This window comes from Georgenia muralis, from assembly GCF_003814705.1.
Lineage (GTDB): Bacteria > Actinomycetota > Actinomycetes > Actinomycetales > Actinomycetaceae > Georgenia > Georgenia muralis.
Map to the genome: position 1 here is coordinate 1051659 of NZ_RKRA01000001.1, position 21494 is coordinate 1073152.

Here is a 21494-nt window from a genome sequence, read left to right on the forward strand (position 1 = left end):
CGAGGGCTCCTCGAGGTGGACCCGCGCTCGCGCGGGTCGGGACGGACGTCTAGCCGAACCTATCGACACCGTTGTCATTCACCAGGGACCCAGGTCCCGGTGTGCCCCGAGGCGGCAGCGCTCGCGCGACGAGGGCCGGGCGGGGCAGGATCGTGGGCGTGAGCAGCACGCAACCGCCGCCCGGCCCGACGGGCGCCGTCCCCACGTGGTCGCGGTACGTCGCCATGGGCGACTCCTTCACCGAGGGCCTGTGGGACCTCCCCGACCCGGCCCGCCCCGACCGTCTGCGCGGGTGGGCGGACATCCTCGCCGGCCGTCTCGCGGCCGGTGCCGCACCCGGGGACGCCAGCAGCGCGGACGGTGACGACGGGCTGGTGTACGCCAACCTCGCCGTCCGGGGCCGTCTCCTGGGCACCATCGTCGAAGAGCAGCTGCCCGAGGCCCTGGCGCTGGGCCCGGACCTGGTCAGCCTCGTCGGTGGCGGCAACGACCTCCTGCGCCCCGGGTCCGACCCGGACGCGCTCGCCGGCGTCCTCGAGGACGCGGTGGTCAGGGTGCGCGCGACCGGCGCCGACGTCCTGCTCGCCACCGGGATGGACCCGCACGGCTCACCGCTCCTGCGCGCCACCCGCGCGCGGGTGGCGGTGTACAACGCCCACGTCTGGTCGCTCGCCCGTCGCCACGGCGCGTCCGTCGTGGACGTGTGGGGCATGCGCTCGCTCCGCGACTGGCGCATGTGGGCGCCCGACCGCATCCACCTCACGACCGCCGGTCACGAACGCGTGGCGCAGGCGGCGCTCGTGGCGCTGGGCGTGGGGGCCGACGACCCGGCCTGGGACGACCCTCTGGCTCCCCTGCCGCCGGTGGCCCGTGCCGAGCGGCTCCGGTCCGACCTGCTCTGGGCCCGGCAGTACGCCACGCCGTGGATCGGCCGGCGGCTGCGGCGCCGATCCTCGGGCGACACCCGCCCGCCCAAGCACGTCGAGCCGGTCGTCCTCACGCCCCGGACCTGAGCGCCTCACGGGGCGTGACCGGTCCGAGGTCGGGGACGTCGCGCCCGAACCGTTCGGCGAGCGCCCGGCGGGCGGCGTACCAGCCCGCCATGCCGTGCACGCCGGGACCCGGGACGGTCGACTGCGAGGCGAGGTACACCCCTGGCACGCCGCCGTCGTAGGGGTCCCACGCCACCCGGGCGCCGAGGGCCATCCGCCGCATCGTCACGGCGCCGGAGGCGATGTCGCCGCCCACGAACGCCTCGTCGTGCTCCGGCATGCGGGCGGCGGGGATGACGTGCGCGGCGACGACGACGTCGCGGAAGCCTGGTGCGAACCGCTCGAGCTGCGCCGTCACCAGCTCGGTGACGTCGGCGGCCGAGCCCGCCGGGACGTGCGCGTACGTCCACAGCGGCCGCAGCCCGCCGGCGCCGCGCGAGCGTGCCACGACCGTGGGGTCGGAGACGAGCATCATGGGCCGGGCGGGCAGCCGCCCGGCGGCGACGTCGCGCTCCGCGGCGACCATCTCGGCCCGGGTGCCGCCGACGTGGACCGTGCCGGCCGCGCCCACCCGCTCGTCGGACCACGGCACGGGGCCGGAGAGGACGAAGTCGACCTTCGTGGCGGCGTCGCCGTAGCGGAACCGCCCGAAGCCGCGGCGTGCGGACGGGCGCATCCGCCCGCCCCACACCGACGCGAGCGTGGCCGGGGAGGTGTCGAAGAGGTACGCGCGCGCTCGGGGCAGCGTCCGCCAGGTCCGGACGGGCTCGCCGGTGCGCACCTCGCCGCCGTGCGCGCGCAGGTCGGCCACCAGGGCGTCGGCGATGGCCTGGCTACCGGCGGCCGGGACCGGCCAGCCGGGGTCGTGCGCGAGGGTGGCGAGCATGAGCGCGGTGCCGGCGCCGGCGAGGGACGGCAGCGCGGTGATGGCGTGCGCGGCGACGCCGGTCAGCAGGGCGGGCGCCGCCTCCTCCCGGAAGCGCGCCCCCCACCACGGCCCGCCCTGCTCGACGACGCCCGCGGCGAACGCGACGGCGGCGCGCGCACCGGCGGGGGTCAGCAGCGACGGCGGCACCGACCGGTGGTCGCCCAGCGCCAGGTCGACGACCGCCTCGCGCCCGCGCACCAGCGGCCCGAGCAGGCGGCGCCAGGCGGCGCCGTCGGCTCCCAGCTCCTCGGCGGTGCGCTCGAGGGAGCGGTAGGCCAGCGCGGCGGGCCGGCCGACCAGCGGCTGGGCGTAGGAGACCTCGGGGACGACGAGCTCGACGCCGCGGGCCGCGAGGTCGAACGCCCGCAGGAACGGGCTCGCCAGGGCGAGGGGGTGCACCGCCGAGCACAGGTCGTGCACGATGCCCGGGGCGAGGCCGAGGTCGACGGTGCGCGAGCCGCCCCCGGCCGTCGGCTGCCCCTCGAGGACGAGCACGTCCAGGCCGGCCCGCGCGAGGGTGACGGCGGCCGCCAGGCCGTTGGGCCCGGCGCCCACGACGACGGCGTCGCGCACCTCCCGCCGGGCCGTCACGGCACTCAGCCGGTGAAGTCCGCGCGCAGGACGATGGCGATCGCCTGGGTGGCGCTCGCGGACTCCACGAGGTTGGTGATGCCCAGGACCGAGGCCACCTCCTCGGCGGTGGCCTGCAGGCCGGCGTTGTTGTAGTACAAGGTGGTCGTGGCGGGGGTCGCCGAGGCGTAGTTGTCGGGGATGCCTCCGGTGAAGCCCTCCGCCGCCAACTGGTCCACGACCTGACCGGCCAGCCCGCCGACGCCTGCGCCGTTGAGCACGGCGATCGGGGTGCCGAGCTCGACGCCCGCGGCCGGCTCGGTCTCCTCCGGGGTCTGCGTGGCGGCGCCGCCCGTCGGCTCCTCGCTCGCGCCGCCGGTGGGCTCGGCGGTGGCCGTGCCGCCCTCGGTCGCGCCCTCGGTCGCGCTGTCGGTGCCGCCCTCGGTGGCCACGGCGGTGGATGTCGCGGCCACGGTCGGTGCCGCCGTGGGGTCCTCGCCGCCGCCGAGCAGGGAGATGGCCCCCCACGCCAGCAGCGGGGCCAGGACGATGACGGCGACCACGGGAAGCAGCGCGCGCCAGAGCGGACGGGGGCTGCGGTGGACGCCCTCGGGGGCGCGGTCGCGGCCGGCGACGTCGAACTCGTCCTCGTAGTCCTCGTGGTGCGTGCTCACGCAGGTGAGGTTATCTGCTCCGTGGACACGCCCGCGCATCCCCCGCCGTGACGGCGCACGGCCAGGGTGGGCTACAGCCCCGAGCCGAGCCGGCGGGCGGAGCGCTCGCGCTGGCGGGCGGAGCGCATGCGGCGCAGCCGCTTGACGAGCATCGGGTCGGCCGCGAGCGCGGCCTCGGAGTCCAGGAGCTGGTTGAGCACCTGGTAGTACCGGGTGGCGGTCATGTCGAACAGGTCGCGGATCGCCGTCTCCTTGGCGCCGGCGTACTTCCACCACTGCCGCTCGAAGGCGAGGATCTGCTGCTCGGTCTCGCTGAGGGCGTCGGCCGGGGTGACCTCGTGTGCCTGGGCTGCCGTCACGGCTCTCCTCCTCGCTGGGACCTCTCGGGCCGGGCGCACACCGACCACCGTCATGCTAGAGCAGCGAACGACACCCGTGTCATTCCTCAGCGCGTCGCGTCGGCGCGTCGGGGACCGACCGGCGCCCGGTCGAGCGCCTCGGCGGGCAGCCAGACCTCCGCGCGGGGGTGCAGCGGCAGGATCCGCACGCTCACCCGGTCGCGCTCGGTGCCCGGCAGCACGTCGAGGTCGACGTCCCACGGCGAGCCGTCCGCGGTCGGCGACGACGACGCCGTCGACCAGCAGCTGCGCGACGTCGCCCGCCCACACCAGCCGGAGGATGCGGCGGTCGTCCCCGCGCGACGCGGGCCCCACGTCGGTGAGCCGGTAACGCGCCGCAAGGAGGCGACCTGCGCCGGGGCCGAGGCCCGGCCCTGCGACCGGCCGTAGCCCGGCGGCACCTCGCCCGGCCCGCGCTCGAGGACCACCCGCACCTCCCGCGACGGGCGCGGCCGACATCCCACCACACCGGCGCGCCGGTAGCCTCGTCGCGATGAGCCCACTCCCCGTGGACCCGGCCTGGGCCGACGCCCTCGCCCCGGTCGAGCCGCGCATCCACGCCCTGGGCGACTTCCTCCGCGCCGAGCTCGCGGCCGGTCACGGCTACCTGCCCGAGGGGCCGGACGTCCTGCGGGCCTTCACCTACCCCATGGCCGACGTGCGCGTCCTCGTCGTCGGCCAGGACCCCTACCCCACCCCGGGACACCCCATGGGCCTGTCGTTCTCCGTCCAGCCGCACGTGCGGCCGGTCCCGCGCTCGCTGCGCAACATCTACCGCGAGCTCCACGACGACCTCGGTGTGGCCGCCCCCGACGACGGCGACCTCACGCCCTGGGCGAGGCACGGCGTCATGCTGCTCAACCGCGTGCTCACCGTGCGCCCGGGCACGCCCGCCTCGCACCGGGGGCGCGGCTGGGAGGAGGTGACCGAGCACGCCATCCGGGCGCTCGTGGCCCGGGGCACCCCGCTCGTGGCGATCCTGTGGGGCCGCGACGCCGCCACGCTCAAGCCGGTCCTCGGTGACACCCCGGTCGTGGAGTCCGCGCACCCCAGCCCGCTGTCCGCCTCGCGCGGATTCTTCGGCTCCCGGCCGTTCTCGAGGGCCAACGCGCTGCTCGCCGAGCTCGGGGCCGAGCCGGTGGACTGGTCGCTCGCCGGCTGACGGGGTGTCCGCCACGCGGGGTCGTGTCGCACGCCCGCGGCGTCGCGGGGCATCATGAGTACCGGGGGTCACACCGACCGTCGGGCCGGCCCCCTCGAGGAGGAGACCATGGGAACCCCGGAGACGACGCGCGAGCCCGGGTGGCGCCCGGAGCTGGTCAACGACGCCCTCGTGCACCGCGGCCTCGTGCGGCCCGAGGAGCACGGTGACCACCCGGTCCGGGACCTCCTCAAGGGCGGTCACGCCGCGGGCGCGCCCCGTACCGACGCCGAGAGCTACGGACGGGACTCCGAGCTCGTCGGCGCGGGCCCGGACGACGAGGACGAGTTCGTCCACGGCGACTCCGGCCAGGACTCGGGCTCGATCATCTGACCGGCACGTCCTCACGCACCGGGCCCGGACGTCGTCCGACCGGCCCGGCAGTGATCCGGCCGGCCCGTGAGTGAGCCGAGCGGCCCGGGCGTCGTCCGTCATGCCCGGGCGTCGTCCGTCATGCCCGGGCGTCGTCCGTCATGCCCGGGAGTCGTCAGACATGCTGTGGAGCCGCCTGTCGGAATCGAACCGACGACCGTCCGCTTACAAGGCGGGTGCTCTACCAGCTGAGCTAAGGCGGCGGGGCGGGCAGCAGTCTGCCATGACCGGCGAGGCCGGGCCGAGCCGGGCTGCGCGGCGCGGGGTGGCCGGCGGACGGCCGGCCACCCCGCGAGCCGTCACTCCCCGGTGACCGCCTCGACGAGCGCGCCGGGGGTGTTCCACTCCTGGAAGACCTCGCCGTCGACCAGAACGGTCGGCGTGCCGGTGAACCCGTCCCGGCCGAACTGCTCGGTGGTTGCCGAGACCCACTCGGTGAAGCGGCCCTCGGCGATGGAGTCGGCCACGTCCTGGGGGACACCGGACTCGACGGCCGCCGCGGCGATGTCCTCGTCGGTGGGCTCGACGTCGCCGCCGGACTCGCTCGCCCCGGCGTCGACGGCCTCGGCCCAGAGCGCGAACAGGGCGGCGTGGAAGTCGGCGAACGCCTCGGGCGCGGCGTCCGCGACGACGGCGGCCGCCTGGGCGGACCGGCCCGAGTAGCCCGAGAACTCCCCGGTCCGGTCGAGGATCGCCACGGGGTGGAACACGACCGTCGCGTCGCCGGCGGTCACCATCTCCTCGACGTCGCCGGCGTTGATCTCCTCGAACATCGCACAGAAGCTGCAGGTGTAGTCGAGGTAGACGTCGAGCACCGGGGCACCCTCGTTGGCCGTGCCGGCCACGAGGTCCGAACCGAGCGAGATGCCGCCGTCCTCCACCGAGACGTTGGCCGGCACGGTGTCCACGCTCTCGGCGACGGTCTTCGAGCCCTGGCTGATGATCACGTAGAGGGCGATGGCCACGACCACCATGAGGGCGATGACACCGCCGATGAGGATGTTCCGGTTGCGGCGGTCACGCCGGGCCTGCGCATCGCGCAGCTGCTCGGCCTGCTCGCGGGCGGCCTCGCGACGCTCGGCCTTGGTGGGGTTGCTCGGCATGACTCTTCCTGTTCGTGGGTCCGGTGCGGCGACGGCGACGGCGACGGCGCACCTGACAAGGGTAGGGCGCCCGGCGCCCCGCTCGTGCGGGACCAGCGGTGGTCACCGGGGCCAGGCAGGCTCCGGCAGCGGCGCCCAGGTCGGCGACGGCGGCGCGAGGAGCACGACCGCCGCCACCGCCACGACGACGACGAGGACCAGCACGGCCAGGAGCGCCCGGAAGCCGGCCGTGGGTGTGAGCACGTCGACCGCCGCGCGGGCGCCCTCACGGGCGGGCAGCGTCGTCGGGGTGAGCCAGGCCACGCCCAGGGCCGCCGCCGCCGCGCCCCACAGGACCAGCGGCGGGGTGAGACGCGGATCCCCCGCCGAGATCCCGACCCACCAGGCGGCGGCGCCGGTGAGGAGGCCGAGCACCAGGCCGGGCACGACCGAGAGCAGGCCCCGCAGGAGGTGCCAGGGGACGCCGGCGAGCATGCGGGCGTCGTCGCCGGGCCGCGGGCCACGGCGGAGCCGGGCGGTGCGGCGCGAGCGGCCGGCCCAGCCGGCGGTGGCCGTGAGGACGAGCGCGACGGCCGCGACGAGGAGGAAGACACCGGGGTAGGAGGTCGCGATGGCGGCCACGCCCAGCCCGACCACGCCGACGAGCAGGCTGCGCCGCCGCGGCGGCACGGCCCACCGCGGGGCGACGGGCGGGCCCTCCGGGGCCCACTCCTGGGGGTGCGTGTCGTGCGCCGGCGGCGCCCACCGCTCCGGCGGCGCCCACCGCGCCGCGGGCCCGACCTGGCCCGGCCGGACCTGCGGCTCGACCGGTGCGCCTCCCGGCCAGGTGGGCTGCTCGACGGGCCGTCGCGGTCCGTCCTCCCGCCGCGGCACGGGCGGGACGCCCGGGGGGTACACGGGCGCGGTCGCCGCCTCCGCGGCGCCCAGGGTGCGGGTGGCCGGCCCGGCTCCGGCGACGTCCGGCAGCGCCCGGGTGCGCCACTCCTCGGGATCACCGGGGGCGGCGTGGCCGGGGACGCGCGGCGCGGCGGCCAGGACTCGGGTGAGCTCGGCCGACCCGGGTCGCCCGTCCAGCGCGGCCAGGACGTCGTCGGGGCCGAGCCGGTCGCCGGGCCGGGCGGCGAGGGCCGCCGTGAGGGCGCGGGCGGTGCCGGCCGGCAGCCCGGCCGTGTCCACCTGGCCGGTGGCCACCCGGGCGAGGACGGCGTCGGTCGGGCCCCGGCCGAAGGGGGGCCGGCCAGTGGCGGCGAAGACCAGCACCGCCGCCCACCCCCACCAGTCGCACGCGGGCCCGGGCTCCGCGCCGGCGATGATCTCGGGGTCGAGGTAGCCCGGCGTGCCCGTGACCATCCCGGTCTGGGTGAGGCGGGCGTCGTCGGCGACCTGCGCGATGCCGAAGTCGATGACCACCGGCCCGGTGTCGCTCATCATGACGTTGCCCGGCTTGAGGTCGCGGTGGACCACCCCGACGGCGTGGATCGAGCGCAGCGCGTCGGCGAGGCCGTGCGCGAGGACCGAGAGCTCCTCGGCGTCGAAGGGCCCGTCCCGCGCGACGTCCTCCTCGAGCGTGGGTCCCTCGACGAGCTCGGTGACGACGAACGCCTCGGCGTCCTCCACCTCGGCGTCCAGGACCCTCGCCACCCCGGCGTCGCGCACCCGGTGGAGCAGGGCGACCTCCCGCGCCAGCCGGCGGCGCGCCTGCGGGTCGGCGCCGATGTGGGGGTGCAAGAGCTTGATCGCCACGTGCCGGCCCTCGCCGTCCACGGCCTCGTGGACGGTGCCCATCCCGCCGGCACCGAGGGTGCGCACGAGCCGGTAGCCGCCCACCGAGCGCCCGGAGGCCTGCGCCGTCATGGGTCCAACGTACCCAGCCGGCCCGTCCGGCCGGTCCGCCGAGGGCCCGGCCGGACACCCGCCGTGCCCGGCCACGTGCGGGACGTGGCCCCCGCCCCACCGGGCACGTCACCACGGGCACGGATACGGTGGGACGGAAGTCGACCAGGGAGCTGTGAGTCACCAATGCCGGCCGGAGAGCATGAGTTCGTCGTCGTCGCGAACCGACTGCCCGTGGACATCACCGTCGAGCCGGACGGGGGCCTGCGCACCGAGCGCTCGCCGGGCGGCCTCGTCACCGCCCTGGCGCCGATCATGCGCAAGAACGACGGCGCCTGGGTGGGCTGGTCGGGCCAGCCGGACTTCACGCACGAGCCGTTCGACGCCGAGGGCATGCGCCTGTGGCCGGTGCCGCTGAGCGAGCGCGAGGTCGCCGAGTACTACGAGGGCTTCTCCAACGCCACCCTCTGGCCGCTCTACCACGACGTCATCGTGGCGCCGGAGTACCACCGCAACTGGTGGAACGCGTACGTCTCGATCAACCGGCGCTTCGCCGCCGCCGCGGCCGAGGCCGCCGCCCCGGGCGGGACGGTGTGGGTGCACGACTACCAGCTCCAGCTGGTCCCGTCGGTGCTGCGGCTGCTGCGCCCCGACGTCAAGATCGGGTTCTTCAACCACATCCCGTTCCCGCCGGTCGAGATCTTCGCCCAGCTGCCCTGGCGGCGCCAGGTGGTCGAGGGCCTCCTCGGGGCCGACCTCGTGGGCTTCCAGCGGCCGGGCGACGCCTCGAACTTCCTCCGCGCCGTCCGCCGGCTCACCGACCTCCAGGTCCGCGGCCCGCAGGTGACCATCCCCGGCCGCTGGTCGCGCCCGGACCGCCAGGTGCGGGCCCAGGCCTTCCCGATCTCCATCGACGCCGCCTCCTTCGACGAGCTCGCACGCACGCCCGAGGTGCTGGCGCGCGCCGAGGAGATCCGCAGGAACCTCGGCAGCCCGGAGGTCCTGCTCCTCGGTGTGGACCGGCTCGACTACACCAAGGGGATCCGCCACCGGCTCAAGGCCTTCGGCGAGCTCCTCGAGGACGGGCAGCTGCGGGTGCCCGAGGCGGCCATGGTCCAGGTGGCCAGCCCGTCCCGGGAGCGGGTGGAGCAGTACCGCCAGCTGCGCGACGAGGTCGAGGTCACGGTCGGGCGCATCAACGGCGACTTCGGCACCCTGGGGCGCGCCGCCGTGCACTACCTCCACCACTCCTACCCGATGGAGGAGATGGCCGCCCTGTACCGGGCCGCCGACGTCATGCTCGTCACCTCCCTGCGCGACGGCATGAACCTCGTCGCCAAGGAGTACGTCGCCGCCCGCTCGGACCTCGGCGGGGCGCTGGTCCTCAGCGAGTTCACCGGCGCCGCCGACGAGCTGGCCCAGGCCCTGCTCATCAACCCCCACGACATCGACGGCACGAAGGCCACCGTCATGCGCGCGATCGGGATGGACCCCCGCGAGGGCCGCCGCCGCATGCGCAGCCTCCGCCGGCGCGTGCTCGAGCACGACGTCCAGCGGTGGGCCGACGACTTCCTCGGCTACCTCGCCATGACCGCCCCCACGGAGACCCAGTGACCACCGAGCCCGCCCCCACCCCCGACCGCCCGGACCGCGACGTCCCGCACGGTGAGCGCGCCCCCGACGACGCCGGCGTGCCGGGCCCGGGTGTGGACGCGCCGCTGTTCACCGCCCACCTCGAGGAGGGGCTCGACGCCGCACTGCGCGACCTCGCCGGCGCCGGCCGGCTCCTCGTGGCCCTGGACTTCGACGGCGTGCTCGCCCCGATCGTCGTCGACCCGACGGCGTCGCGGATCCTGCCGGTCTCCGCGCGGGCGCTGGCCGACCTCGCCGTCCTCGACGGCGTCGACGTCGTCCTCGTCTCCGGCCGCAACGCCGCGGACCTCGCCACGCTCGCCGACGTCCCCGACGGCACCCGGGTCATCGGCAGCCACGGCGCCGAGCTCGGCCGGGTCACGCTCACCCCGGACGGGCAGCGAGGGGTGGACGCCGAGGCCCTGAGCCTGAGCGAGGACCAGGCCGCGCTGCGTGCCGAGCTCCTGCGCGAGACCGAGGAGCTGGCCGCCGCGGTGGAGGGCGCCTGGGTCCAGGCCAAGCCCGCCGCCGTCGTCCTGCACACCCGCCCCGCCGCCCCGGAGGACGGCGCCGAGCTCACCCGGCGGGTCCTGGCCGGGCCGGCCGCCCACGACGGCGTCCACGTCGTGGTGGGCAAGGAGGTCGTCGAGATGGCCGTCCTCGCGGTGACCAAGGGGGACGCCGTGACCACGCTGCGCTCCGACGTCGGCGCGGACGCCGTGCTGTACGCCGGGGACGACACCACCGACGAGGACGCCTTCGCCGTCCTGACCGGCGACGACGTCGGGATCAAGGTCGGTGACGGCGAGACGCTGGCCGGCTGGCGCGTGGCCGACCCGGAGGAGTTCTCCGCCGTCCTCGTCCGCCTGGCGGAGCTGCGTCAAGAGACCTCCGTCACGCGTTCGTAACAAACCTGTGCAAGGATGACCCCAGCGACGGCCCCTTCCCGGGGGCCGCCCGCTGTGTCAGTGCGGACACGCTCTCGACACCCTCCACAACGGATCGTCCGGCACGTACCTGCCGGTGAAGGGATGTACATCACCATGGCCTCAGTCACCTTCGACAAAGCCACCCGCATCTACCCCGGCGGCGAGCGCCCCGCGGTGGACGCCCTCGACCTGGAGATCGCCGACGGCGAGTTCCTCGTCCTCGTCGGGCCCTCCGGCTGCGGCAAGTCCACGTCGCTGCGCATGCTCGCCGGCCTCGAGGACGTCAACGCCGGCCGCATCTTCATCGGTGACCGCGACGTCACCGACGTCCAGCCCAAGGACCGGGACATCGCCATGGTGTTCCAGAACTACGCGCTGTACCCGCACATGTCCGTCGCGGACAACATGGGCTTCGCCCTGAAGATCGCCGGCACCCCCAAGGCCGAGATCGAGACCCGCGTCAAGGAGGCGGCGAAGATCCTCGACCTCACCGAGTACCTCCAGCGCAAGCCGAAGGCCCTCTCCGGCGGCCAGCGTCAGCGTGTGGCGATGGGCCGCGCGATCGTCCGCCAGCCGCGCGTGTTCCTCATGGACGAGCCGCTGTCGAACCTCGACGCCAAGCTCCGCGTCCAGACCCGTACGCAGATCGCCTCGCTCCAGCGCCGCCTGGGCGTCACGACGGTGTACGTCACCCACGACCAGACCGAGGCCCTGACCATGGGTGACCGCATCGCGGTGCTCAAGGACGGCGTCCTGCAGCAGGTCGGCACCCCGGCGCAGATGTACGACACCCCGGCGAACGTCTTCGTCGCGGGCTTCATCGGCTCCCCGGCGATGAACCTGGGTGACTTCCACATCGAGAACGGCCACGCCGTCCTCGGCGAGGCCAACGTCCCGCTGACCCGCACCACGCTCGACGCCCTCACCTCCGAGGACAACGGCAAGGTCGTCCTCGGGTTCCGGCCCGAGTCCCTCGACCGGGCGTCCGGCTCGGGCCAGGGCACCATCCCGGTCACGGTCAACATCGTCGAGCACCTCGGTTCCGACGCGTTCGTCTACGGCGAGCTCGCCGGGTCCAAGGAGCTCAAGGAGCACCTGGGCTCGGGCGAGGACTCCAGCCAGATCATCGTCCGCATCGACCCCCGGGACGTCCCGGCCAAGGGCGAGACGATCCACGTGAGCATCCGCGAGGGCGAGCAGCACGTGTTCTCCTCCGCGACGGGCAAGCGCCTGCCGCAGTGACGTCCGGCCCGTAGGGCCGCACGTCGTTCGAACCCCGCACGGGGCGGGTCCAGCAGGACCCGCCCCGTGCGTTCGTGTCGGGCACGTCACACCACCGTCGCGCCCGCACCCCGCGCGACGACCGGACCACCTGGGAGGATGGCCGCATGGCCCAGGAGCTCCAGATCACCGCCGCCTCGGTGGAGCCCGCGCTGCTCGACCTGCCCTGGGACGTCCCGCTCGAGGAGTGGCCCGGCGAGGTCCTCGCCGCACTCCCCCGGGGCCTCTCGCGTCACGTGGTGCGGTTCGTCAAGCTCGGCGGACGGATCATCGCCGTCAAGGAGATCGGTGAGACGGTCGCCTACCACGAGTACGAGCAGCTCCGGGCGCTGGGCCGCCTCGGTGCCCCCTCCGTCCAGCCCCTCGCGGTCATCACCGGACGGCGCGACCACAGCGGGGAGGATCTCAACTCCGCCCTGGTCACCGAGCACCTGCAGTACTCGCTGCCCTACCGCGCGCTCTTCAGCCAGTACATGCGTCCCGAGACGGCGGACCGGCTCATCGACGCCCTCTCCGTCCTCCTCGTGCGCATGCACCTGCTGGGCTTCTACTGGGGCGACGTCTCGCTCTCGAACACCCTCTTCCGCCGTGACGCCGGTGCGTTCGCCGCCTACCTCGTCGACGCCGAGACGGGCGAGCTCCACCCCACGCTCACCCCGGGGCAGCGCGCCTACGACCTCGACCTCGCCCGGACCAACATCATCGGCGAGCTCATGGACCTCCAGGCCGGCGAGGTCCTCGACGAGGACGTCGACACCATCGCCGTGGGCAACCAGATCGTCGAGCGCTACGAGTCGCTGTGGGCCGAGCTGACCCGCAAGGAGTCCTTCGAGTCCGGCGACCGCTGGCGCGTGACCCGCCGGATCAACCGCCTCAACGACCTCGGCTTCGACGTGGGCGAGCTGACCATCACCACCGACATCGACGGCACCACGGTCTCGATCCAGCCCAAGGTCGTCGACGCCGGTCACTACCACCGTCAGATCATGCGGCTCACGGGCCTGGACGTTCAGGAGAACCAGGCCCGGCGCATGCTCAACGACCTCGAGTCCTACCGGGCGCTGACCGACCGGCAGAACGACGACGCCGTCGTCGTCGCCCACGACTGGCTCGCCGAGGTGTTCGAGCCCACCGTGCGCGCCGTGCCCCGCGAGCTGCGACGCAAGCTCGAGCCCGCCGAGATCTTCCACGAGCTGCTCGAGCACCGCTGGTTCATGTCCCAGCGCGAGCGGCGTGACGTGCCGACCGCCGAGGCCGTGCAGGACTACGTCGAGACGGTGCTGCGCCACCGCCCCGACGAGCGCTCGTTCCTCCACCACGGCGGCATCGCCGACGAGGCCACGGAGCCGTAGCAGTCCGGTCGTCCCCCCGGCCGGCGGTCCGGCCGTCCCCCCGGCCCTCGTTCCGACGATTCTGCTCATCCGGTCGTCATCCACGACCAGGCGAGCAGAATCGTCGGGGCCGGCAGCAGGCGGCGCGGGCGTCGGGGCCGGGACCAGCCGGCGCGGGCGGCTGCCGCGGGGTCAGCCGTCCTCGCGGCCGGGACCGCCGGGCGGCAGGAACCGGCCCTCGGGCGTCGTGTGCCGCGAGACCCAGCGGGCGGCCGCGAGCTCGGCCGCGGCGTCGACGAGCATCCACGCACCGACGGCCGCACCGACCCGGCGCGTCCGCCCGGCGCTGCGCAGCGCCGTCGTCAGCGCCGCGGCCCCGATGAGGGCCTCGGTGGCCGTGGCACCGCGCATCACCCACGGCCGGTCAACGGCGATGCCGCGGTAGGTGCGCCAGAACGCCGGGACGGCGCCGTAGCCACGGGTCTCCAGGGCGACGGTCTCGCCGATGGCGTGCGCGATGCCGCGGGGCTCGTAGACCCGCGCGCCCGGCACCGCGAGCGGCGTGAGCCGGCCGTGGAGCACGTCGTCGGCCTCCTGCGGGAGGCCCAGCGCCCGCGCCAGCCGGCTGAGGCCGTCGGTGCGGTCCAGGAGTGCATCGCGCACCGCGGTGCGGTCGAGGTCGGGCAGCGCGTCGGCGAGCGCGGTCGCCATGCCGCCGGCACCGAGGACGTCCTCGGCGAAGGTCGCGGCGGCCTTGCCGTCGGCGTCCCCGACGAGCCCGAGCGGGCGCCAGCCGGGCACCCACCGCCACGTCCGTGGCTGGGCCGGGGCGGGGCGGGTGACAACGACGGAGGGCTCGCCGTCCTGCACGTCGAGCTCGACCACCGGCAGCGCGTGGCGCCCCCAGCCGCCCACGCCGAGCGGCCGCTCGGCGAGCACCAGGCGGCGGTCGCCGCGGTCGAGCACGGCCACGGGGACGCCGAGGTCCTCGGTCCAGAACGGCACCTCACGAAGGGGCATCGCAGTGACGGCGGCGACGCGCACGTGCTCGGCGTCGTCGTCGGCCGCGCGCCGCCGGCCCCGGCGGCCGCGCCGGGTCACGGGCTCGGCGCCCGGCTGCGCCTCGTCCGGGCCGGCGTCAGGCGTCTCGTCGGTGTCCGTCCTATCGGTGTCCGTCTCGTCGGCGAGGTCGGTCCCCGCGACGTCCCCGGCGGGGCCGATGCCGGTCCCTTCCGCACCGAGGTCCTCGCCGTCGGCCTCGAGCTCGTCCAGGTCGTCGACGTAGACCTCGCCGCCCGCCCACACGTCGCCGACGGCGACCTCGGTACCGCTCGCGGCGGCCAGGTCGTCGACGAACCGGAACAGCGGTGGGCCGGGGACGACCTCGCCGCCCTCGACCACGGCCACGCGGCGGGTGCGGCCGGTGACGGCCAGGACCACCCCGAGCGCGTCCGGGGACTCCTCCCGGACCAGCGCGACGGCCTTCGTCTCGCGCAGTGCCTCCTCGAGGGCGGCATGGTCGACGGCGTCGCCGTAGAGCCCGCCGCTGTGGACGGTCCAGGTGACGGTCTCGCTCACGTGCTCACTCCTTCTCGGCGGTGGGGTGCGCCGGTGGTCAGGCCACCGGCGGGGTCGCGGCACGGCGCCGCGACACCTCGTACAGGGCGATCCCGGTGGCCACGGCGGCGTTGAGGGACTCCACCTGTGCGGCGATCGGGATCGAGGCGACGACGTCGCAGGTCTGGCGCACGAGGCGGGACAGGCCCTTGCCCTCCGAACCCGTGACGAGCACGAGCGGGCCGTCGGCCAGCTCGAGGTCGCCCACGGCGGTGGGCCCGTCGCCGTCGAGCCCGACGACGAAGCACCCGGCGTCCTTGAGGTCGGTCAGGGCCCGGACGAGGTTCGTCGCCCGGGCGACCGGCACCCGGGCGGCCGCGCCCGCCGAGACCTTCCACGCCGTGGCGTTGACCCCGGCGGAGCGCCGCTCGGGCAGCAGGACGCCGTCGGCGCCGAAGGCACCGGCGCTGCGCAGGACGGCACCGAGGTTGTGCGGGTCGGTGACCGAGTCCAGGGCGACGATGAGCGGCGGGTGGCCGGCGCGCTCGGCCCGCGCGAGCAGGTCCTCCACGTCCCGGTAGGCGTAGGCGGGCACCTCGATGACGACGCCCTGGTGCACGGCGCCCTCGGTGAGGTTGTCCAGGTCGGAGCGCGAGACCTCGACGAGCGGGGCGCCGAGGGCCGTGGCGGTGCGGACCACCTCCGCCACACGCTCGTCGCTGGCCATGTTGCCCGCGAGGAAGACCTTCGCCAGGGGGATGCCCGACCGCACGGCCTCGGTGACGGGGTTGCGCCCGGCGATGAGCTCGTGGTCCGAGCCCACCCGCAGCGCCTCGCGGACCTTCGCGGCGACCGTCGCGCTGCGTGCGGCGTCGCGCCCGGCCTGGCCCGCCCGGGCCGGCGCCTTGGCCTCCGCACGCTCGACGGCCGCCTTGCGCTTGGCGGCGGGGTGGTGCGGGCGCTCGGTGGCCTTGGGCGTGGGGCCCTTGCCCTCCAGGGCCCGGCGGCGCTGGCCGCCGGAGCCGACGACCTGCCCCTTCTTCGAGCCCGGCTTGCGGACGGCGCCGCGGCGCTGGGAGTTCCCGGCCATCAGTTCTTTCCCTTCAGCTGCCAGCGTGCGCCGGCGTTGGAGTCCTCGACGACGATGCCCGCGGCGGCCAGCTGGTCGCGCAGGGCGTCCGCCCGGGCCCAGTCCTTCGCCTGGCGGGCCTCGACCCGCTCGGCCAGGACGGTGGACACGAGGGCGTCGAGGGCCTCGTGCTCGGCGGAGCCGGCGGCCCCGGCGCCGGTGCGCCACGGCTGGGCCAGCGGGTCCAGGCCGAGGACGTCGAGCATCCCCCGGACGCTGAGCTGGGCACCACGGGCGGCGGCGTGGTCGTCCTCGGCGAGGGCGGTGTTGCCGGCCCGCAGGTGCTCGTGCACCACCGCCATGGCGGCGGCGAGGTTGAGGTCGTCGTCCATCGCCTCGACGAACGGTGCCGGGAGCTCGGCGCGGCCCAGGGCCGCGACCTCCTCGGCGGGGACCTCCCCCACCACCTCCACGGCCCGGGTGACGAACCCGGAGAACCGCTCCCACGCCGTCGCCGCCTCGGCGAGGGTGACCTCGGAGAACTCGACGGTGGAGCGGTGGTGGACCGTCCCGATGGCGTAGCGCAGGACGACGGCAGGGGTGTGCTCGAGGAGGGCGGACACGACGAGGGAGTTGCCGAGCGACTTGCTCATCTTCTCCCCCCCGATGGTCACCCAGGCGTGGTGGACCCAGTACCGGGCGAAGCCGTACCCCGCGCCGTGGGACTGGGCCTGCTCGTTCTCGTGGTGGGGGAAGCGCAGGTCGATCCCGCCGCCGTGGATGTCGAAGGTCTGCCCGAGGTAGCGCTGGGACATGGCCGAGCACTCCAGGTGCCAGCCCGGCCGGCCGCGGCCGTAGGACGTGGGCCAGGCCGCGGTGGCCGGCTCGCCGGGGCGGGGTGCCTTCCACAGGGCGAAGTCGCGCGGGTCACGCTTGTCGGGCTCGGTGTCGCCGTCCTCGGTGGGCGTGAGGTTCTCCAGCGTCTGCCGGGTGAGCGAGCCGTACTCCGGCAGGGAGCGCACGTCGAAGTACACGTTCCCCGTCTCACCGGTGTACGCGTGACCGCGCTCGACGAGCCGGTCGATGAGCTCGACCATCTCGGTGACGTGGCCGGTGGCCCGGGGCTCGTAGGTGGGTCGGGCGACGCCGAGGGCGTCGTAGGCAGCGGTGAACTCCTGCTCGAACCGGTACGCCCAGGCCCACCAGGGCACGCCGGCCTCGGCGGACTTCGCGAGGATCTTGTCGTCGATGTCGGTGACGTTGCGGACCAGGGTCACGTCGAGCCCGCCGCGGCGCAGCCAGCGGGCGAGGACGTCGAACGCGATCGAGGAGCGCATGTGGCCGATGTGGGGCGAGCCCTGGACCGTCGCGCCGCACAGGTAGATGCCCACCGACCCCGGCTCGACGGGTTCGAAGGGACGCACCGACCGGGTGGCGGAGTCGTACAGGCGCAGGCTCACCCGCCCAGGCTACCGGCGCGCCCTGCCACGTGCCGTTTCCCCGGTCGGCGCCCGGGAGCGCGCCCGGGCCGCTACGGTGCGCTCGTGACGAACGCACCCGAACCCCCGCCCGAGGCCGCGGCGGCGGCGGTCTCCCCCGGTCTCGTGGTCCCGGAGCTCGCGAGCGAGCCCGCACCACGGCGCACGATCGCCGCGTGGAGCCTGTGGGACCTCGGCTCAAACGCCTTCAACACCGTCATCCTGTCGTTCGTCTTCTCGGTCTACGTCACCCAGGCGGTCGCCGCGGACCCCGAGAACGGCCAGCAGGTCTACTCCAACGCCCAGACGGTGGCGGGTCTGGGGGTGGCGCTGCTCGCTCCGCTCATGGGGGCCTGGGCGGACCGGGTGCGCAACCGCCGGCTCATGCTCACCGTGGCGACCCTCGCCGTCGTCACGACCATGGCGCTGATGTGGTTCGTCCGGCCGGAGAACTCCTACCTCCTGCTCGGGGTGAGCCTCATCGCGCTGGCCTCGGTCATCGCGGAGATCGCCGGGGTGTTCTACAACGGCATGCTCCTGCAGATCTCGACGGCCGGCACGATCGGGCGCATCTCGGGGACCGCGTGGGCGCTGGGCTACGTGGGCGGCGTCATCGCGCTGGTCGTCGCGCTGTTCGGGTTCATCCTCGACGGCGGGATGCTCGGCATCCCCACCGAGGACGCCGCCAACGCCCGCGCCGTCGCCCTGCTGTGCGCGGCCTGGTTCCTGGTCTTCTCGATCCCCGTGATGATCTGGGGCCCGAAGGAGGTCCCGGACGCCGCGCGGGTGCGTGAGCCGTTCCGTCCCGCGCAGGCCTACCGCGACATCGCGACCAGGGTGGTGCGGATGTGGCGGCAGGAGCGCCCGCTCCTGCACTTCCTCGTGGCCTCCGCGGTCTACCGCGACGGGCTCTCCGCCGTGTTCTCCTTCGCCGGCGTCATCGCCGCCACCTCCTACGGCATGGACACCGTGCAGGTGGCGATCTTCGGCATCGCGGCCAACGTCGTCGCCGCGGCCGGGACGTGGGTCTTCGGCAAGGTGGACGACCGGGTCGGGCCGCGCCCGGTGATCGTGTGGTCGCTCGCGGCGATGATCGGCTTCGGCCTGGTCATCGTGGCGGTCGACTCGACGGCGGTGTTCTGGGTGTTCGGGATGGCCATCGCCGCGCTGGTCGGGCCGGTGCAGTCGGCCTCGCGCACCCTCCTCGCCCGCGTGGTGCCCCCGCACGAGGCGAACGAGACCTTCGGTCTCTACGCCACCGCCGGCCGGGCCGTCAGCTTCATCTCCCCGGCGCTCATCGCGATCTTCACCGCCGTGGCGGGAGCGCGGATGGGCCTGCTCGGGATCATCCTCACCCTCGCCCTGGGGCTGGCGGCGATCTGGCCGCTCCGCATCCCGGGCGTCACCTCGAAGAGCTGACGAGCCTCGACTCAGGCGCCTGGCTCCCGCGCGGAGACCACGAGCGCCGTGGCGACGGCAGCGACGCCCTCGCCACGGCCGGTGAACCCGAGGCCGTCGGTGGTGGTGGCGCTCAGGCTCACCGGGGCGCCGACCGCGCGGGCCATGGTGGCCTCGGCCTCGGCGCGGCGCGGGCCCACCTTGGGGCGCGCCCCGACCACCTGGACCGCCACGTTGCCGATGTCGAAACCGGCCTCCCGGACGCGGCGGGCGGCCTCGGCGAGGAGGCGCTCCCCGGCGGCGCCGGCCCACTCGGGGTCCGCGGTGCCGAACTGGCTGCCGAGGTCACCCAGGCCGGCTGCGGAGAACAGGGCGTCGCACGCGGCGTGGGCGGCGACGTCGGCGTCCGAGTGGCCCTCCAGACCCACCTCGCCGGGCCACCGCAGGCAGGCCAGGTGCATCTCGCGCCCCGAGCCGGGCTCGGCGAAGGCGTGGACGTCGGTCCCGATCCCGGTGCGCGGCAGCATGGACGAAACCGTAGCGCCAGCCGCTGACCACCCGGCTCCCTCGCTCTGCGGACCGCACCAGTGCCGACGGCACCGCGGGCTCGGCTCGATGTCACGCTGTTGCTGCTCTGTGCCGAGGAACTTCCGCCACTCCGTTACACCGCTGCCGCAACCACGTCACATCGCCCTGGGCACGACGTCCCAGCGCTGCCGACACCACACCGCTCCCGGCGCGGCCGGTGACGCCCGTGCGCTCAGCCGCGGTCGGACAGCAGCAGCTCCGCGATGGCCAGGTCGTGCGGTGTCGTGATCTTGAGGGCTCGCTCGTCGCCGGGGACCACCCACACCTGTTCGCCGAGCGCCTCGACGAGGCCGGCGTCGTCCGAGGCAGCCGCGGCCTCGTCGCCGGCCCTCGACGCCCCCGCGACGTGCGCGGCCTCGAGCAGCGAGCGGTCGAACCCCTGCGGGGTCTGGACGGCCCGCAGGCTCGCACGGTCCACCGTGGCGGTGACCGGCTCGGCGCCCGTGGCGTCGGCCGGCCCCACCCGCTTGACCGTGTCCGTGACGGGCAGCGCCGGCACGACCGCGCGGTGGCCGCCGCGGACCGCGGCCTCGACCGCCCGGACCGTCCCCGGCGGGGTGAGGCACCGCGCGGCGTCGTGGACCAGGACGACGTCGACCTCGGCGGGCAGCGCCGCCAGTCCGGCGGCGACCGAGGCCTGGCGGGTGGCGCCCCCGGGGACGACCGCGACCGCCAGGGTGGTGCCCGGGACGTGACCACCGGGGAAGAGCGCCGCGAAGGCACCGAGCTCGGCCGCGGGGACGGTCACGACGAGCGCGTCGAGGCAGCCCGCCTCGGCGAGGCCCCGTGCTGCCCGCAGGACGAGCGGGACGCCCCCGAGCTCGACCAGCGCCTTCGGCACACGCGCGCCGAGCCGGGTCCCGGAGCCGGCGGCCGTGAGGACGGCGGCGCTGCCCCGCCGGCTCACGGCGACATCACCCTGCACGGGAGGCACCGACGGGTCAGCGACGACGACCGGCGCGGGCGGAGCGGCTCAGGACGCGAGGACGTCGTCGAGGATGGCCTCGGCCTTGTCCTCGCCGGTCTTCTCGGCGAGCGCGAGCTCGGAGACGAGGATCTGGCGGGCCTTGGCCAGCATGCGCTTCTCGCCGGCGGAGAGGCCACGGTCGGTGTCGCGGCGGGACAGGTCGCGCACGACCTCGGCGACCTTGATGACGTCGCCGGAGGCGATCTTCTCCACGTTCGCCTTGTACCGGCGCGACCAGTTGGTGGGCTCCTCGGTGTACGGCGCGCGCAGCACGTCGAAGACCTTCTCGAGCCCCTCCTTGCCGACGACGTCCCGCACACCGACGAGGTCGACGTTCTCCGCCGGCACCTGGATCGTCAGGTCGCCCTGGGCGACCCGGAGGTGGAGGTAGAGCTTCTCCTCCCCGCGGATGATGCGGGTCGAGATCTCCTCGATGAGAGCGGCGCCATGGTGCGGATAGACAACGGTCTCGCCGACAGCGAAGGTCATTTCGTGGTGCTCCCTAAGTCGTGAGTAAGGCTATTCTAACACGCCGAAATGGCGAGATTCCGCGGCTCTCGAGGGGACCTGACGGGCGGCTCCCGGCCCGGGCCGCCCCCGGAGGTGACGGATCGTCACGAAGGACTGGCGCTCTCCGGTAATCTCGCGGTGGGCGAGCGCCGCGCTCCACCTCGCCCCGCACCCGAAGAAGGAGATCTCGTGGCCCGCACCGCCCCTCGCGCCCGCACGGTCGCCGTCGCCTCCGCCGCCGCGACGCTCACGCTCGCGGGGTGCTCGGTCGCCAACCCCATCACCACCGCCGTCCCCTACGCCCCCAGCGACGGGGTGCGGGTGGAGGTCACCGACGGCGTCGTGGTGGAGAACCTCATGATCCTCGCCGAGGGCGAGGGCGAGGAGGGCCTCGTCATCGGCTCGGTGGTCAACCGCTCCCGCGAGGACGTCGAGGTCACCCTCAGCCTGGGCGAGGGCGGCGGCGAGGTGCCGGTCGAGGTCGCCGCCGGCGAGAGCGTGAGCCTGGGTGAGGCCGGGCTGTCCGTCGCCTCCCTCGAGGTGCCGCCGGGTGCGGTGCTCCCGTCCTCGGTCTCGACCGACGTCGGCGGCGCGGTCGAGGTTCCGGTGCCGGTCCTGGACGGCACGGTCCCGCCCTACGACGACGTCCTCGACCAGGGCTGACCTGGCCGCCGCCCGCTGTC

Annotated in this window: 21 protein-coding genes and 1 tRNA gene; 9 read left to right on the forward strand and 13 right to left on the reverse strand. The window is 75.1% G+C overall.

Features of this window, described 5'->3' with window-relative positions; translation table 11 throughout:
* Positions 1-224: 224 nt before the first annotated feature.
* Entirely contained in the window at positions 225-1013 is a 789-nt protein-coding gene (locus EDD32_RS04545) for an SGNH/GDSL hydrolase family protein (RefSeq protein WP_123920164.1), read from the forward strand.
* Here EDD32_RS04545 and EDD32_RS04550 read toward each other — a convergent pair.
* The 4 genes from EDD32_RS04550 to EDD32_RS04565 all read right to left on the reverse strand — a co-directional run bounded on the left by EDD32_RS04550 (position 997) and on the right by EDD32_RS04565 (position 3990).
* Positions 997-2511 carry a phytoene desaturase family protein gene (locus EDD32_RS04550; RefSeq protein WP_246005974.1) on the reverse strand — a complete coding sequence of 505 codons (1515 nt, stop codon included), beginning with the start codon at positions 2509-2511 and terminating at the stop codon, positions 997-999. The genes EDD32_RS04545 and EDD32_RS04550 overlap by 17 nt on opposite strands.
* Positions 2512-2516: 5 nt before the next feature.
* The gene (locus tag EDD32_RS04555; protein ID WP_123915108.1) at positions 2517-3164 is read right to left on the reverse strand and encodes a LytR C-terminal domain-containing protein; all 648 of its coding nucleotides are present in this window, start codon (positions 3162-3164) and stop codon (positions 2517-2519) included.
* Between the two features lie 71 nt (positions 3165-3235).
* Complete coding sequence (locus tag EDD32_RS04560; RefSeq protein WP_123915111.1) at positions 3236-3577, reverse strand: DUF3263 domain-containing protein; 342 nt, start codon at positions 3575-3577, stop codon at positions 3236-3238.
* Positions 3578-3609: 32 nt separating this feature from the next.
* The gene (locus EDD32_RS04565; RefSeq protein WP_123915114.1) at positions 3610-3990 is read right to left on the reverse strand and encodes a hypothetical protein; all 381 of its coding nucleotides are present in this window, start codon (positions 3988-3990) and stop codon (positions 3610-3612) included.
* A gap of 65 nt (positions 3991-4055) precedes the next feature.
* Here EDD32_RS04565 and EDD32_RS04570 point away from each other — a divergent pair, with 65 nt between their 5' ends.
* Both EDD32_RS04570 and EDD32_RS04575 read left to right on the forward strand, forming a co-directional pair.
* A complete protein-coding gene (locus tag EDD32_RS04570) occupies positions 4056-4724 on the forward strand; it encodes a uracil-DNA glycosylase (RefSeq protein WP_123915117.1) in 669 nt (222 codons plus the stop codon).
* Between the two features lie 108 nt (positions 4725-4832).
* The gene (locus EDD32_RS04575; protein ID WP_123915120.1) at positions 4833-5096 is read left to right on the forward strand and encodes a hypothetical protein; all 264 of its coding nucleotides are present in this window, start codon (positions 4833-4835) and stop codon (positions 5094-5096) included.
* A 166-nt stretch (positions 5097-5262) separates the two neighbouring features.
* Here the strand turns inward: EDD32_RS04575 and EDD32_RS04580 are convergent.
* From EDD32_RS04580 to EDD32_RS04590, 3 genes are all read right to left on the reverse strand, one after another.
* A tRNA-Thr gene (locus EDD32_RS04580) sits at positions 5263-5338 on the reverse strand.
* Between the two features lie 96 nt (positions 5339-5434).
* Positions 5435-6238, reverse strand: coding sequence for a DsbA family protein (locus EDD32_RS04585; RefSeq protein WP_123915123.1), 804 nt, complete (start codon positions 6236-6238; stop codon positions 5435-5437).
* Positions 6239-6340: 102 nt separating this feature from the next.
* The gene (locus EDD32_RS04590; RefSeq protein WP_123915126.1) at positions 6341-8092 is read right to left on the reverse strand and encodes a protein kinase domain-containing protein; all 1752 of its coding nucleotides are present in this window, start codon (positions 8090-8092) and stop codon (positions 6341-6343) included.
* A gap of 165 nt (positions 8093-8257) precedes the next feature.
* Between EDD32_RS04590 and EDD32_RS04595 the strand changes: the two genes are divergently transcribed.
* The 4 genes from EDD32_RS04595 (at position 8258) to EDD32_RS04610 (ending at position 13265) form a co-directional block, all read left to right on the forward strand.
* Positions 8258-9685: an alpha,alpha-trehalose-phosphate synthase (UDP-forming) gene (locus tag EDD32_RS04595; protein WP_123915128.1), complete on the forward strand. Its 1428-nt coding sequence runs from the start codon at positions 8258-8260 to the stop codon at positions 9683-9685.
* On the forward strand, positions 9682-10611 hold the full coding sequence (gene otsB / locus EDD32_RS04600) for a trehalose-phosphatase (RefSeq protein ID WP_246005976.1): 930 nt from the start codon (positions 9682-9684) through the stop codon (positions 10609-10611). Before EDD32_RS04595 ends, otsB begins: the two co-directional genes overlap by 4 nt.
* A 135-nt stretch (positions 10612-10746) precedes the next feature.
* On the forward strand, positions 10747-11874 hold the full coding sequence (locus tag EDD32_RS04605) for an ABC transporter ATP-binding protein (RefSeq protein ID WP_123915131.1): 1128 nt from the start codon (positions 10747-10749) through the stop codon (positions 11872-11874).
* Positions 11875-12020: 146 nt separating this feature from the next.
* On the forward strand, positions 12021-13265 hold the full coding sequence (locus EDD32_RS04610; protein ID WP_123915134.1) for a DUF4032 domain-containing protein: 1245 nt from the start codon (positions 12021-12023) through the stop codon (positions 13263-13265).
* A gap of 171 nt (positions 13266-13436) precedes the next feature.
* Here the strand turns inward: EDD32_RS04610 and EDD32_RS18740 are convergent, their stop codons facing one another.
* From EDD32_RS18740 to cysS, 3 genes are read right to left on the reverse strand one after another with little or no spacing between them, the layout of a single operon-like run.
* Positions 13437-14822 (reverse strand): hypothetical protein, encoded by a 1386-nt coding sequence (locus tag EDD32_RS18740; protein WP_170175211.1) that lies wholly within the window; start codon positions 14820-14822, stop codon positions 13437-13439.
* A 37-nt stretch (positions 14823-14859) separates the two neighbouring features.
* A complete protein-coding gene (gene rlmB / locus EDD32_RS04620; protein ID WP_123915137.1) occupies positions 14860-15891 on the reverse strand; it encodes a 23S rRNA (guanosine(2251)-2'-O)-methyltransferase RlmB in 1032 nt (343 codons plus the stop codon).
* On the reverse strand, positions 15891-17330 hold the full coding sequence (cysS, locus tag EDD32_RS04625) for a cysteine--tRNA ligase (protein WP_123915140.1): 1440 nt from the start codon (positions 17328-17330) through the stop codon (positions 15891-15893). The genes rlmB and cysS overlap by 1 nt, the downstream gene beginning before the upstream one ends.
* A gap of 84 nt (positions 17331-17414) precedes the next feature.
* On the opposite strand from cysS, the gene EDD32_RS04630 reads away from it, so the two are divergent.
* Positions 17415-18767, forward strand: a complete 1353-nt coding sequence (locus EDD32_RS04630) for an MFS transporter (RefSeq protein WP_246005977.1) — start codon at positions 17415-17417, stop codon at positions 18765-18767.
* A gap of 11 nt (positions 18768-18778) precedes the next feature.
* Here the strand turns inward: EDD32_RS04630 and ispF are convergent, their stop codons facing one another.
* The 3 genes from ispF to EDD32_RS04645 all read right to left on the reverse strand — a co-directional run bounded on the left by ispF (position 18779) and on the right by EDD32_RS04645 (position 20790).
* Positions 18779-19273: a 2-C-methyl-D-erythritol 2,4-cyclodiphosphate synthase gene (gene ispF, locus EDD32_RS04635; protein ID WP_123915143.1), complete on the reverse strand. Its 495-nt coding sequence runs from the start codon at positions 19271-19273 to the stop codon at positions 18779-18781.
* Positions 19274-19506: 233 nt separating this feature from the next.
* Entirely contained in the window at positions 19507-20241 is a 735-nt protein-coding gene (gene ispD, locus EDD32_RS04640) for a 2-C-methyl-D-erythritol 4-phosphate cytidylyltransferase (protein ID WP_123915146.1), read from the reverse strand.
* Between the two features lie 66 nt (positions 20242-20307).
* On the reverse strand, positions 20308-20790 hold the full coding sequence (locus tag EDD32_RS04645; RefSeq protein WP_123915148.1) for a CarD family transcriptional regulator: 483 nt from the start codon (positions 20788-20790) through the stop codon (positions 20308-20310).
* Between the two features lie 210 nt (positions 20791-21000).
* On the opposite strand from EDD32_RS04645, the gene EDD32_RS04650 reads away from it, so the two are divergent.
* Complete coding sequence (locus tag EDD32_RS04650) at positions 21001-21474, forward strand: hypothetical protein (protein WP_123915151.1); 474 nt, start codon at positions 21001-21003, stop codon at positions 21472-21474.
* Positions 21475-21494 lie beyond the last annotated feature (20 nt).